This is a genomic window from Gulosibacter sediminis, assembly GCF_030011715.1.
GTDB classification, from domain to species: Bacteria; Actinomycetota; Actinomycetes; order Actinomycetales; family Microbacteriaceae; genus Gulosibacter; species Gulosibacter sediminis.
This window is the reverse complement of sequence record NZ_JASCYH010000013.1, coordinates 23,799-37,001: the sequence shown is the minus strand read 5'-3', so window position 1 is coordinate 37,001 and position 13,203 is coordinate 23,799. Positions and strand designations below refer to the sequence as shown.

At 63.4% G+C, this 13,203-nt stretch carries 17 protein-coding genes; all 17 read right to left on the bottom strand.

The genetic code is table 11. The annotated features are described in order from the left end of the window. Positions 1-20: 20 nt before the first annotated feature. The 17 genes from rpsQ to rpsL all read right to left on the bottom strand — a co-directional run bounded on the left by rpsQ (position 21) and on the right by rpsL (position 12,992). Positions 21-326, bottom strand: a complete 306-nt coding sequence (rpsQ, locus tag QM019_RS06215; RefSeq protein ID WP_282852290.1) for a 30S ribosomal protein S17 — start codon at positions 324-326, stop codon at positions 21-23. Then, on the bottom strand, positions 326-625 hold the full coding sequence (rpmC, locus tag QM019_RS06210; protein ID WP_125106977.1) for a 50S ribosomal protein L29: 300 nt from the start codon (positions 623-625) through the stop codon (positions 326-328). Before rpmC ends, rpsQ begins: the two co-directional genes overlap by 1 nt. A 2-nt stretch (positions 626-627) precedes the next feature. Further along, on the bottom strand, positions 628-1,044 hold the full coding sequence (gene rplP, locus QM019_RS06205; protein WP_125106976.1) for a 50S ribosomal protein L16: 417 nt from the start codon (positions 1,042-1,044) through the stop codon (positions 628-630). Between the two features lie 3 nt (positions 1,045-1,047). Further along, complete coding sequence (gene rpsC / locus QM019_RS06200) at positions 1,048-1,800, bottom strand: 30S ribosomal protein S3 (protein ID WP_282852289.1); 753 nt, start codon at positions 1,798-1,800, stop codon at positions 1,048-1,050. Beyond that, the gene (gene rplV, locus QM019_RS06195; RefSeq protein ID WP_125106974.1) at positions 1,800-2,177 is read right to left on the bottom strand and encodes a 50S ribosomal protein L22; all 378 of its coding nucleotides are present in this window, start codon (positions 2,175-2,177) and stop codon (positions 1,800-1,802) included. Before rplV ends, rpsC begins: the two co-directional genes overlap by 1 nt. Before the next feature lie 23 nt (positions 2,178-2,200). Beyond that, positions 2,201-2,482 (bottom strand): 30S ribosomal protein S19, encoded by a 282-nt coding sequence (gene rpsS / locus QM019_RS06190; protein ID WP_019619546.1) that lies wholly within the window; start codon positions 2,480-2,482, stop codon positions 2,201-2,203. A gap of 15 nt (positions 2,483-2,497) precedes the next feature. Further along, positions 2,498-3,337, bottom strand: a complete 840-nt coding sequence (gene rplB / locus QM019_RS06185; RefSeq protein WP_125106973.1) for a 50S ribosomal protein L2 — start codon at positions 3,335-3,337, stop codon at positions 2,498-2,500. 18 nt (positions 3,338-3,355) lie between these two features. After that, on the bottom strand, positions 3,356-3,655 hold the full coding sequence (gene rplW, locus QM019_RS06180) for a 50S ribosomal protein L23 (protein ID WP_125106972.1): 300 nt from the start codon (positions 3,653-3,655) through the stop codon (positions 3,356-3,358). Next, positions 3,652-4,302 (bottom strand): 50S ribosomal protein L4, encoded by a 651-nt coding sequence (gene rplD, locus QM019_RS06175; RefSeq protein WP_282826493.1) that lies wholly within the window; start codon positions 4,300-4,302, stop codon positions 3,652-3,654. The genes rplW and rplD overlap by 4 nt, the downstream gene beginning before the upstream one ends. A gap of 4 nt (positions 4,303-4,306) precedes the next feature. Beyond that, the gene (gene rplC / locus QM019_RS06170) at positions 4,307-4,960 is read right to left on the bottom strand and encodes a 50S ribosomal protein L3 (protein ID WP_125106970.1); all 654 of its coding nucleotides are present in this window, start codon (positions 4,958-4,960) and stop codon (positions 4,307-4,309) included. 8 nt (positions 4,961-4,968) lie between these two features. Further along, positions 4,969-5,277, bottom strand: coding sequence for a 30S ribosomal protein S10 (gene rpsJ, locus QM019_RS06165; protein WP_019619551.1), 309 nt, complete (start codon positions 5,275-5,277; stop codon positions 4,969-4,971). A gap of 554 nt (positions 5,278-5,831) precedes the next feature. Beyond that, the gene (locus QM019_RS06160; protein ID WP_282852288.1) at positions 5,832-6,260 is read right to left on the bottom strand and encodes a hypothetical protein; all 429 of its coding nucleotides are present in this window, start codon (positions 6,258-6,260) and stop codon (positions 5,832-5,834) included. A gap of 566 nt (positions 6,261-6,826) precedes the next feature. Further along, entirely contained in the window at positions 6,827-8,392 is a 1,566-nt protein-coding gene (locus QM019_RS06155) for a hypothetical protein (RefSeq protein ID WP_282852287.1), read from the bottom strand. 203 nt (positions 8,393-8,595) lie between these two features. After that, on the bottom strand, positions 8,596-9,786 hold the full coding sequence (tuf, locus tag QM019_RS06150) for an elongation factor Tu (RefSeq protein WP_282826486.1): 1,191 nt from the start codon (positions 9,784-9,786) through the stop codon (positions 8,596-8,598). A 136-nt stretch (positions 9,787-9,922) separates the two neighbouring features. Beyond that, on the bottom strand, positions 9,923-12,037 hold the full coding sequence (fusA, locus tag QM019_RS06145; protein ID WP_193128098.1) for an elongation factor G: 2,115 nt from the start codon (positions 12,035-12,037) through the stop codon (positions 9,923-9,925). 113 nt (positions 12,038-12,150) lie between these two features. After that, complete coding sequence (gene rpsG, locus QM019_RS06140) at positions 12,151-12,621, bottom strand: 30S ribosomal protein S7 (protein ID WP_125106960.1); 471 nt, start codon at positions 12,619-12,621, stop codon at positions 12,151-12,153. Next, positions 12,621-12,992: a 30S ribosomal protein S12 gene (rpsL, locus tag QM019_RS06135; RefSeq protein WP_019619557.1), complete on the bottom strand. Its 372-nt coding sequence runs from the start codon at positions 12,990-12,992 to the stop codon at positions 12,621-12,623. The genes rpsG and rpsL overlap by 1 nt, the downstream gene beginning before the upstream one ends. Between the last annotated feature and the right edge of the window lie 211 nt (positions 12,993-13,203).

Here is a 13,203-nt window from a genome sequence, read left to right as displayed (position 1 = left end):
CAGGCTTCGTAGGCGAAGGCCTACTTCGCCTTCTCGAGGATCTCGACCAGCCGCCAGCGCTTGGAAGCGCTGAGGGGACGGGTCTCGGCGATGAGCACGAGGTCGCCGATGCCGGCGGTGTTCTGCTCGTCGTGCGCCTTGATCTTGGTGGAGCGGCGGAGCACCTTGCCATAAAGGGGGTGCTTCACGTGGTCCTCGACCAGCACAGTGATGGTCTTTTCCATCTTGTCGCTGGTGACGTAGCCGCGGCGGGTCTTGCGGTAGTTGCGGTGCTGCGCGGCAGCCTCGTTGACCTCGGCAGCCGACGCGTTCGTGGTCTCAGCCATTAGTTGGTCTCCTCGTTCTCGGCCTTCTCAGCCTTCTTCGCGCGAGTCTTCTTGGCCGGCTTCTCAGCAGCGGCCGGAGTCGCACGGATCCCGAGCTCGCGCTCACGGATGACCGTGTAGATGCGAGCGATGTCGCGCTTCACGGCGCGGATGCGGCCGCGCTCTTCGCCCTGACCGGTGGCGGCCTGGAAGCGCAGGTTGAACAGCTCTTCCTTGGCCTTCTTCAGCTCGTCGGTAAGACGGCCGTTCTCAAAGGTGTCGAGCTCGGTAATGGCGAGCTCCTTCGATCCAATCGCCATGTCTACTCGCCTTCCTCACGGGTAATGATGCGTGCCTTGAGCGGCAGCTTGTGGATTGCGCGCATGAGTGCTTCGCGGGCCAGTTCCTCGTCAACGCCGCCGACCTCGAAGAGGACGCGACCGGGCTTGACGTTGGCGACCCACCACTCAGGCGAACCCTTACCGGAACCCATGCGGACTTCCGCAGGCTTCTTGGTGAGCGGACGGTCCGGGTAGATGTTGATCCACACCTTGCCGCCACGCTTGATGTGGCGGGTCATGGCGATACGTGCGGCCTCGATCTGGCGGTTCGTGACGTATGCCGGGCTCAGGGCCTGGATGCCGTACTCACCGAAGGAGACCTTGGTGCCACCAGTTGCCTGGCCGCTACGGCCGGGGTGGTGCTGCTTGCGGTACTTAACTCGTCGTGGAATCAGCATGTCTTACGCCTCCGCTCCTGCGGCAACCTGCTCGTTGTTGCGACGGTTGCGACGCGGACGGTCGCCACGGTTGTCGCGCGACGACTTCTGGTTGGCCTGCTCGCGAGCAAGCTCCTTGTTGGTGAGGTCACCCTTGTAGATCCACACCTTGACACCGATGCGACCGTAGGTGGTCTTGGCCTCGTAGAAGCCGTAGTCGATGTTGGCGCGGAGGGTGTGCAGGGGCACGCGGCCCTCGCGGTAGAACTCCGAGCGGCTCATTTCAGCGCCACCCAGACGGCCCGACACCTGGATACGAATACCCTTGGCGCCGGCGCGCTGGGCGCTCTGCAGGCCCTTGCGCATCGCGCGGCGGAATGCCACACGACCCACAAGCTGCTCGGCGATGCCCTGTGCGACGAGCTGAGCCTCCTGGTCGGGGTTCTTGACCTCGAGGATGTTCAGCTGGATCTGCTTGCCGGTGAGCTTCTCGAGCTCGCCACGGATGCGTTCCGCCTCGGCACCGCGGCGACCGATCACGATGCCCGGACGGGCGGTGTGAATATCGACGCGAACGCGATCGCGGGTGCGCTCGATGGCGATGTACGCGATACCGGCGCGGTCAAGCGAGTTGGTGAGGTGCGTCCGGATGCGGATGTCCTCGTTCACGTAGTCCGAGTAGCGCTGACCGGGCTTGGTCGAGTCGGTGTACCAGCGCGAACGGTGGTCAGTTGTGACACCGAGGCGGAAGCCGTACGGATTGATCTTCTGGCCCATTAGTTCGCCGCCTTCTGCTCTTCGGTCTCGGGGGTCGAGACAATGACCGTGATGTGGCTGGTGCGCTTGTTGATGCGACCGGCACGCCCCTGGGCGCGCGGACGGAAGCGCTTGAGGGTGACACCCTCATCGACGAATGCGGTGCTGACGTACAGGTCACGCTCGTCAAGGAACTCGTTCGAGTTGTCAGCCTTGACGCGGGCGTTTGCGATGGCCGAGGCCACGACCTTGTACACCGGCTCCGAAGCACCCTGCGGTGCAAACTTCAGAATGGCAAGCGCTTCGAGCGCCTGCTTGCCGCGGATCAGGTTGACGACGCGGCGAGCCTTCTGAGGGGTAACGCGGATGTGACGCGCGCGGGCGATCGACTCCACCATAATTTCCTCCTTCACGCCCCCGCTTAGCGGCGGCGACCCTTCTTGTCGTCCTTCACGTGACCGCGGAAGGTGCGGGTCGGTGCGAACTCACCGAGCTTGTGGCCAACCATCGTCTCGGTAACGAATACCGGGATGTGCTTGCGACCGTCGTGCACGGCGATCGTGTGGCCGAGCATGTCGGGCACGATCATCGATCGGCGCGACCAGGTCTTGATGACATTCTTCGAACCGGCTTCGTTCTGCTTCAGCACCTTCTGCAGCAGGTGCTCGTCAACGAAGGGGCCCTTCTTCAGACTGCGAGGCATCTTCTTGAACTCCTACTACTTGCGCTTCTTGCCAGTCGGGCGACGGCGGACAATGAGCTTGTCCGAGTCCTTGTTGGGCTTGCGGGTGCGGCCCTCAGGCTTACCCCACGGGCTCACCGGGTGACGACCACCCGAGGTACGACCCTCGCCACCACCGTGCGGGTGGTCGATCGGGTTCATGACGACACCACGCACGGTCGGGCGAACGCCCTTCCAGCGCTTACGGCCGGCCTTACCGAGGTCGATGTTCGACTGCTCAGCGTTACCAACCTCGCCGACGGTCGCGCGGCAGCGTGCATCCACGTTGCGAACCTCACCCGAGGGCAGGCGCAGCTGGGCGTAGGGGCCGTCCTTTGCGACGAGGCGGACCGAGGCGCCGGCCGAACGTCCGAGCTTCGCGCCGCCACCGGGGCGCAGCTCAACGGCGTGCACGACGGTACCGGTCGGGATGTTGCGCAGCGGCAAGTTGTTGCCGGGCTTGATGTCGGCGCTGGCGCCCGACTCGATGATGTCGCCCTGCTTGAGCTTGTTCGGCGCGATGATGTATCGCTTGGTGCCGTCGAAGTAGTGCAGGAGCGCGATGCGAGCGGTACGGTTCGGGTCGTACTCAATGTGAGCGACCTTGGCGTTGACGCCGTCCTTGTCGTTACGACGGAAGTCGATCACGCGGTACTGGCGCTTGTGGCCACCACCGATGTGACGGGTCGTGATGCGACCCTGGTTGTTACGGCCACCAGTCTTGGGCAGCGGGCGCAGCAGCGACTTCTCGGGGGTCGAGCGGGTGATCTCGGTGAACTCCGAGACCGAACCAGCACGACGACCGGGAGTCGTGGGCTTGAATTTACGAATCGCCATTTTTACTCAGTCCTCCGGTTAGCCGACGTTCGAGAAGATGTCGATAGTGCCGGACTTCAGGGTCACGATGGCGCGCTTGGTGTCCTTGCGCTTGCCCATGCCGAAACGAGTCCGGCGAGTCTTGCCCTGACGGTTAAGGGTGTTGATGCGGTCAACCTGCACGTCGAAGATGCGCTCGATCGCGATCTTGATCTCGGTCTTGTTCGCGTCGGGTGCCACCTCGAAGGTGTACTTGCCCTGGTCGATGAGGCCGTAGCTCTTCTCCGAGATCACCGGGCGGATGATGACATCGCGCGGGTCCTTGTAGATGTCGCTCATGCCTGCAGCTCCTTGTTGGTCTTCGCGGCGACGAAGCCGTCGAACGCGCTCTTGAGGAAGACCACGTCATCGGCAACGAGCACGTCGTATGCGTTCAGCTGGTCCGCCGAGAGCACGTGGGCGTGCTCGATGTTGCGCACCGAACGGCGGGTGAGGAGGTCGTCGTGCTCAACGATGACGAGCACGTTGCGGCCTTCAGCAGCGGTACGGAATGCCGAGATCGCGGCCTTGGTCGAGGGGGCCTCGCCGGTCACGAGTTCGGTGAACACGTGCACGCGGCCACCACGAGCGCGGTCCGACAGCGACTGCAGCAGGGCTGCGGCAACCATCTTCTTGGGGGTGCGCTGCGAGTAGTCACGCGGGGTCGGGCCGTGAACGATGCCACCGCCGCGGTGCTGCGGCATGCGGATCGAACCCTGACGGGCGTTACCCGTGCCCTTCTGCTTGAACGGCTTACGGCCGGCGCCCGAGCGCTCGCCGCGGTTCTTGGTCTTGTGCGTACCCTGGCGGGCGGCGGCCTGCTGGGCCACGACCACCTGGTGCACGAGGGGGACGTTCAGCTCGACGTCGAAGAGCTCAGCGGGGAGCTCAACGGTGCCCGACTTCTTGCCGGTTGCGTCGAGGACATCAATGGTGTTGGCAGCCATTTGGCTAGGCCCCCTTCACTGCGTTGCGGACGAAAACAAGGCGGCCCTTGGCGCCGGGAACGGCACCCTTGACCAGCAGCAGACCCCGTTCCACGTCGATGCCGTGGAGGGTGAGGTTCTGGACGGTCACGCGGTCGTGACCCATGCGGCCAGCCATGCGCGTGCCCTTGAAGACACGGCTCGGGGTGGCCGAAGCACCGATCGAGCCGGGCTTGCGGTGGTTCTTGTGCGCACCGTGCGATGCGCTAACGCCCTTGAAGTTGTGGCGCTTCATAACACCGGCGAAACCCTTACCCTTCGACGTACCAACGACGTCGACGAGCTGGCCGGCTTCGAAAAGCTCGACATTCAGTTCCTGGCCGAGCGCGTAGTCTGCGGCGTCAGCGGTGCGGATTTCAGTTACGTGGCGACGCGGGGTCACGCCGGCGGCCTTGAAGTGGCCAGCGAGGGGCTGCGAAACCTTGCGGAGTTCGATAGCGCCCGCGGCGATCTGAATGGCGTCGTAGCCGTTCTTCTCCTGCGTCATGATCTGGGTCACGACGTTGGGGCTCACCTGAATCACGGTGAGGGGGACGAGACGGTTCTCTGCGTCCCACTGCTGGGTCATGCCCAGCTTGGTGCCGAGCAGCCCCTTGTAGGTCTTAGTAGCGATAGACATGAATCCCTCTAGAGCTTGATCTCGATGTTGACATCGGCCGGAAGGTCGAGACGCATGAGCGAGTCGACAGCCTTCGGAGTGGGGTCGACAATGTCGATCAGGCGCTTGTGGGTGCGCTTCTCGAACTGCTCGCGGCTGTCCTTGTACTTGTGGGGCGAACGGATAACCGTCACCACGCTCTTCTCCGTCGGAAGCGGGACGGGCCCAATGACGGAGGCACCAGCGCGAGTAACCGTGTCGACGATCTTGCGCGCGGAGCTGTCGATGACCTCGTGGTCATACGACTTCAGTCGGATGCGGATCTTCTGTCCCGCCATGTCCTACTCCTAATTCGTTCGGGCCGGTTTGGCCTCACATGCAATCTCGGCTGTGACCAGCTGAAAAGTGCACCACTGTTTATCTGTCAAGTTCACCTGCCCGGAGCGCTTCGCTCAGGCTGATGTACGGCACGCGGGGATACGGTCGAGGCTTGCGCCTCGGTGTTTCCGGTACGCACCGGAGCCGTGCTCTCCTGCCGCCGGACCCGTCTGCCTCCGAAAGAGTCGGGCGGCGAGTCACGTGTTCGGCAGTGATCCTGCTGCAGGCCGGGCACAACAGCGCCGCAGCACAACAGGAATGTTGAACTGGTTTAGTTTAGCCCGACATTTCAAGTTCATGCAACCCGGGCGTGTCGCGAATTCTGGCGGGCCGATTCGGACCTCCGCCAGACGGTCCCGCGGCTCCTTCGCCGCCCTCCGTCACCACCACCCTACTGCCTGACCGCAGCACCCGCGCACCCACTCATTTACAGCCAGCACACCTGCCGCGACCACCACCGTGCAGTTTTCTAGAGTCGCTGCAGCTACGACCGCAGCGTTCGTAGAAGACTGCATCACACCGGAAGCAGGCACGACCTCACCGCGCGGCTTTCTAGTAGGGCTGCGGGTGGGCGCATCGAACGTAGAAAACTCCAGCTGATCGCGAATTGGTGCGCGCAGATAGAGATACCGGCCACGACGGATGCGGTGGGCGGAGTCTCGCCGGATGCGCGGGACGAGATCAGTTGGCTCGCCGCTTCGAGATCGGCTGCACGGCGCTGCGCTTGCCGGATGCGCTTGACGTCGGCGGTGCCGTCAGCTCCGAGCCACTTCGCGGTGCCATCGAACTCGTGGATTGCGCCGGTCTCCCACAGCAGGTCGGGTCGGGCGAGGAACGTACCGTTGACGTCAGACACGCTTGGCTGACGCAACGGCAACGCGAGGCCCTCCATCAGCAGGCGATAGTCGAACAGCGACTCCCCCCAAGCTGTCGGACCTGTCATGGGCGTGGTTGAGCAACCAACGGATGCGCGCCGCCGCCTCGCCGTCATAGTTTCGCAGCGCGCTGAAGTCGTGCCCGTGTCGGCGTGCTGCGTTCATCGCAGCAAAGGATTCTTCGATCGGCAGCGCGATCGCGAGATCCCGGAGGGTGCGCGTGATCGATGTGAGGCGGATGCCTGCAACCTCAGCGATGTCGTCGTCCTCGAGTGCGCTGCGGCGAAACTCGAGTCCCTTTGAGGGCCTGCCTGCCGAGGCACGAGTGACACTGATCGCGTTCGTCAATCGCCGGGAGTCGAGTGGCAAGTGCCAGAGCGCGGCGGCACCAGTACCCGACACGACACCCACGTTGCGATGGCCAATCGCGATCGCGCGCGCCGCGAGCCGCTGCGTCGGCGCCGCTGCTCCGCCGTTCCCTCCCCTGCTGATGTGGACAGGCGCTTATGCACATCCTCGGCGGAAGGCCCCGCGTTCGGCCCGTCAAGCATTCAACCCGCACCGCATCGCTACCGGCGCTTGCTTACAGGCGCATCGCAATGTGCGCGTATTCAGTCGCGCGGGCGCAGCCGGACTAGAACTGCAGTTCGCTGAGGCGGCCCTCGTCGCGGAGCACGAGGTAGTTCTCTACCGCGGTATCGAGCCACACCTCGGCGGTCTTGTAGAGACTGACCACCCAGCCCGAGTCTTCCTCGACGACCGCAATGCCGAGCTCGTCGAGTCCGAGCGCGGATGCGACCGAGAGGTCCTCGAGGCACATGTCGTCTGAGTAGGTCGAGTCCCGTCGCACGCAGGTGCCGTCGATCGTCATCGTGCTGTAGCCGTCGTCGATCGTGATGTTGTCAGGACGAATCATCGTGACGCCATTGACGTCGATCGTCGTGAAGCCACCCCCGAAGGTGTAGTCGGCGTAGGAGTTGTACCCACTCCCCGAGCCATAGGTCTGCGAGAACATCGAGAACAGCAGCCGCTCGGGGTGAGCGAACGCACCAACCGCGGTGTCAAAATTGCCACCGCCGGACGCCAGCTCAAACACCGATTCGAGCGCCTGCATGCCGGCCTCTTCGGGGCTTGCCGCGCCGTTGCCGTCGACAACATCGAAGCTCGACATCTTGTCGCCGCTCATTCCACCGAGCGCATAATCGGCCCCGCTCAGCATTACGCTGACGTACCACTTGCCGTCCTCATACGTCGAGATCAGCGAGTTGAAGTCTTCGTCGGCAAAGTCGTACGTCTGCGGGTACTCATCATCGAAGTCGTACTCGGACATTGCCTCATCGGCGGCGTCCTCCGCCGTGGCCACCGCCTCGGACTCGCTCTCGCCCTGGAGCAGCGCACCCTCGTACGCGAGCGAGCGGATGACGCTCTCGGTCGCCTGGGTGATCGCGTCCCGGTCTCCGTCGACGGTGACGGTACCCGCGGTGATATTCACACGCTCAACGCCCTCGGCGAGTTCCTCGGTCTCATACTCGAGCCCCTCGGTCTTCGTGGTTGACGCCGAGGCGAGCTCGTCAAGCCCATCACTCAGGCTGACCCCGTCGCCGATGTCGCCGAAGTCGCTCGCGAGCAGTCGCTCGGCCGCGGTAGTGAAGATCGCAGCCTCGCTCGGAGCGACCATCGCGAACGAACCGATGTAGTCGAGGTTGGTGCCCGAGGTGATGAGATTGTCGACCGCTTCCTCGGCAGAGGCGGCTCCCCGGCCCTGACCGCTAAAGAGCGCGATGCCACCCCAGATCGCACCACCGATCACCGCGATGGCCGCGACCGCGGCGACTGGGATAAGCCACCCGCGTCGGCGCTTCGCGGCCTGGCCCTGCTGCTGTTGCCAAGGATTGCCCGCGTTCGCGTCGTTGCCTGCGTATCCCTGAGCTGCTTCGTAACCGTACGACTGCTGTTGCTGCCCGTACTGCTGCTGTTGCCCGTACTGCTGCTGTTGCCCGTACTGCTGCTGTTGCCCGTAGTTCTGCTGGTGCCCGTAACCCGCTTGCTGGCCATACTGCGGCGTCTGCGTATCCGACCCACCTAGTTGGTGCGGCTGCGACCACTCATGCCGGGGCCATGCCTCGCCGCCCTCCCCCTCAGGCGGAGTGCCTCGCCACTGGTTCCCGTACGGGTCGCTCGGTGGTTGCTGGTTCGACATGCATCACCCTTTTACTGTTCAGAATTCATGATGGCCACGGACGCACGGGCGCACCTCGTGGTTAGAGTGCCCGAACCGCAGGAAAGTTCCCGGCACTCCAGCATGCCAAGGCTTTCGCACTCGCCGCCCCAGTTATCCACAAGCGCGGAAAACGACTGCGGGCCGGACGCGATTGCGTCCGGCCCGCAGAGCGGAGTCAGAAACTACTTCTGGATCGAGGTGACGGTACCGGCACCAACGGTGCGGCCACCCTCACGGATCGCGAAGCCGAGGCCCTCTTCCATGGCGATCGGCTGGATGAGCTCGACCGTGATGTCAACGGTGTCACCAGGCATAACCATTTCCTTGCCCTCAGGCAGGGTGATAACGCCGGTCACGTCCGTAGTACGGAAGTAGAACTGCGGGCGGTAGTTCGAGTAGAACGGGTTGTGACGGCCACCCTCGTCCTTCGAGAGGATGTAGGCAGTGCCCTCGAAGTTGGTGTGCGGGGTCACGCTACCGGGCTTGGCCACAACCTGGCCACGCTCGACGTCTTCGCGCTTGAGACCACGGAGCAGGAGACCACAGTTCTCACCGGCCCACGCCTCGTCGAGCTGCTTGTGGAACATCTCGATACCGGTAACGGTGGTCTTCTGGGTCGGGCGGATACCAACGATCTCAACTTCCGAGTTGATCGCGAGGGTACCGCGCTCGGCGCGGCCGGTCACAACGGTGCCACGACCGGTGATGGTGAAGACGTCCTCAATCGGCATGAGGAAAGGCTTCTCGCGGTCACGCTCCGGGTCCGGAACGCTCTCGTCGACAGCCTCCATGAGGTCGAGGACCGACTGGACCCACTTCTCGTCGCCCTCGAGCGCCTTAAGCGCCGAGACGCGAACGACAGGAGCGTCCTCGTCGAAGCCCTGCGAAGCGAGGAGCTCGCGGACCTCGAGCTCAACGAGCTCCAGGATCTCTTCGTCGTCAACCATGTCCGACTTGTTGAGAGCAGCAACCAGGTAGGGAACGCCAACCTGCTTGGCGAGCAGCACGTGCTCGCGGGTCTGCGCCATCGGGCCGTCAGTCGCGGCGACAACGAGGATCGCGCCGTCCATCTGGGCAGCACCGGTGATCATGTTCTTCACGTAGTCAGCGTGACCCGGGGCGTCAACGTGGGCGTAGTGACGCTTCGGGGTCTCGTACTCGATGTGCGAGATGTTGATCGTGATGCCGCGCTGGCGCTCTTCCGGAGCCGAGTCGATCGAGGCGAAGTCGCGCTGCACGTTGGTCTCCGACGGGTACTTGTCAGCAAGCACCTTCGAGATCGCGGCGGAGAGCGTCGTCTTGCCGTGGTCGACGTGACCGATCGTTCCGATGTTTACGTGCGGCTTGGTCCGCTCAAACTTGGCCTTGGCCACTGTGGGTCCTCCTCAGGACTGTTACTGGAATCGCTCCACGATACAGCGCGGATCGAAACTTTAAAACTTGGACAGATGAATAAATGTTACTCGGCCTAGCGCATGGCGCCTGACCGAAGCCGGAGCTACGGGGAGGCTACTCGCCCTTGCTCTTCTGGATGATCTCGTCGGCAACAGCCTTCGGGACCTCCGAGTAGGAGTCGAACTCCATCGAGTACACAGCGCGACCAGAGGTCTTGCTGCGCAGGTCGCCGATGTACCCGAACATCTCGGACAGCGGCACGAGCGCGCGCACCACCTTGACGCCCGAGGCGTCTTCCATCGACTGGATCTGGCCACGACGGGAGTTCAGGTCACCAATAACGTCACCCATGTACTCCTCAGGCGTACGCACTTCGACCTTCATGAGCGGCTCGAGCAGCGCGGGGCTCGCCTTGGGAGCGGCCTCCTTGAACGCCATCGAACCAGCAATCTTGAAGGCCATTTCCGACGAGTCAACGTCGTGGTACGCGCCATCAACCAGAATCGCTTTCACGCCGACCATCGGGTAGCCAGCGAGGATACCAACACGCATCGCGTCCTGGATACCCGCGTCAACCGAGGGGATGTACTCGCGAGGCACGCGACCACCGGTCACGGCGTTTTCGAACTCGTACACCTTGTCGCCCTCGACCTCCATGGGCTCGAGGCTGATCTGCACCTTCGCGAACTGACCGGAACCACCGGTCTGCTTCTTGTGGGTGTAGTCGTACTTCTCGACCGGGCGGCGGAGGGTCTCGCGGTAAGCGACCTGCGGCTTACCGATGTTCGCCTCAACCTTGAACTCGCGCTTCATGCGGTCGACGAGGATATCGAGGTGGAGCTCGCCCATGCCCGAGATGGTCGTCTGACCGGTCTCGTGGTTGAGCTCGACGCGGAACGTCGGGTCCTCTTCGGCAAGCTTCTGGATCGCGGTGCCGAGCTTCTCCTGGTCGGCCTTCGAGTTCGGCTCGATAGCCACCGAGATGACGGGCTCCGGGAAGCTCATCGACTCGAGGATCACGGGCGCGTCGAGCGCCGAGAGGGTGTCACCGGTGGTGGTGTCCTTCAGACCGATGGCCGCGTAGATGTGACCGGCGGTAACCGACTCGACGGGGTTCTCCTTGTTGGCGTGCATCTGGAAGAGCTTGCCGATGCGCTCCTTCTTGCCCTTCGTCGAGTTGAGCACCTGGGTGCCGGCCTCGACGTGGCCCGAGTAAACGCGGAGGTAGGTGAGGCGACCATAGAACGGGTGCGCAACAACCTTGAACGCGAGCGCCGCGAAGGGCTCGTCGGTCGAAGGCTTGCGGATGATCTCGATCTCCTCGTCCTTGACGTCGTGACCAACCATCGGCGGCACGTCGAGGGGCGAGGGGAGGTACGAGACGACCGCGTCGAGCATCGGCTGGATGCCGCGGTTCTTGAACGCGGTACCGCACAGCACGGGGAATGCCTCGCCCGCGATGGTGAGCTGGCGGATGCCGGCCTGAAGCTCTTCGATCGAGATCTCTTCGCCACCGAGGTACTTCTCGAGCAGCTCGTCACTCGACTCAGCAACGGCCTCGAGCAGCTCGGCGCGGTACTCTTCGGCGCGCTCGAGCAGGTCGGCGGGGATCTCCTCGATCTCGGCCTCGGCGCCCTGTGCCACGACGCCCTTGGCGTCGCCGCGCCAGGTGAGCGCGCGCATGTTGATGAGGTCGACAACACCGATGAAGTCGTTCTCAACACCGATCGGAAGCTGCAGAACGAGCGGCTTCACGCCGAGGCGCGACTTGATCGTGTCGATCGAGTAGTAGAAGTCCGCGCCGAGCTTGTCCATCTTGTTGACGAAGCAAATGCGGGGGACGTTGTACTTGTCAGCCTGACGCCACACGGTCTCGGACTGGGGCTCAACACCCTCCTTGCCGTCGAACACGGCGACGGCGCCGTCGAGGACGCGCAGCGAGCGCTCAACCTCAACGGTGAAGTCAACGTGACCGGGGGTGTCGATGATGTTGATCTGGGTGTCGCCCCACGAGCAGGTGGTCGCCGCGGAGGTAATGGTGATACCGCGTTCCTGCTCCTGCGCCATCCAGTCCATGGTGGCGGCACCATCGTGGGTCTCACCGATCTTGTGGTTTACACCCGTGTAGAAAAGAATGCGCTCGGTGGTCGTGGTCTTACCAGCATCGATGTGCGCCATGATGCCGATATTTCGAACCTTGCTGAGGTTCGTCTGCACTGCCTGTGCCACGGATGTCTCCCGTTGTGTTTGGAACTGAAAAAGCGAGGATGCGCCGGTAAACGCGTCTGAAGCAAGACCGGCCAACATGAGTGCTTAGCACGCCACGTTGACCGGTCTAAGAACTACCAGCGGTAGTGGGCGAAGGCCTTGTTCGACTCGGCCATCTTGTGCGTGTCTTCGCGACGCTTCACGGCGGCGCCGAGGCCGTTCGAGGCGTCGAGGATCTCGTTGGTGAGACGCTCGGTCATCGACTTCTCGCGACGAGCCTTGGCGTAGCCGGTGAGCCAGCGCAGCGCGAGGGTGTTCGCGCGAAGCGGCTTGACCTCAACCGGAACCTGGTAGGTCGAACCGCCGACGCGGCGCGAACGAACCTCAAGGGTCGGGCGAACGTTGTCGAGGGCCTTCTTGAGGGTCGCGACGGCGTCCTGGTCGGACTTCTTCGCGACGTTCTCGAGGGCACCGTAAACGATGCGCTCGGCCTGCGACTTCTTACCGTCGAGGAGGATCTTGTTGATGAGCTGCGTCACGACCGGCGAGCTGTACACCGGGTCGATCACTACGGGGCGCTTAGGCGCGGGACCCTTACGAGGCATTACTTCTCCTTCTTCGCGCCGTAGCGGCTACGAGCCTGCTTGCGGTCCTTGACCGACTGGGTGTCGAGGGCACCGCGGACGATGCGGTAACGCACGCCCGGGAGGTCCTTCACACGACCGCCACGCACGAGCACCATCGAGTGCTCCTGCAGGTTGTGTCCCTCACCGGGGATGTAGGCGGTAACTTCGGTGCCGTTCGAAAGCTTCACACGGGCCACCTTGCGCAGTGCCGAGTTCGGCTTCTTCGGGGTGGTGGTGTACACACGGGTGCATACGCCACGCTGCTGGGGGTTGCCCTTCAGAGCCGGCGACTTGGACGAGGTCACCTTGGGCTTGCGGCCCTTGCGGACCAACTGCTGAATGGTTGGCACTGGTTAATCTCCTTGAAATTGATTGTGCTTTCGCCTTGCTGCACGCGGCAGCTGCTCTGAAACTCGCGCCTCACCCCGTCGCGGCCGTGCATGGACGACGCTGGACTGGATACATGTTCGGCCTGGACTTCGCCGGGCAAACACTCCTACCGACCGCTGTGACCGCGGCGACGGCATGAATTTGAGGCACGCCAGAGGGCGGCGTACCGAT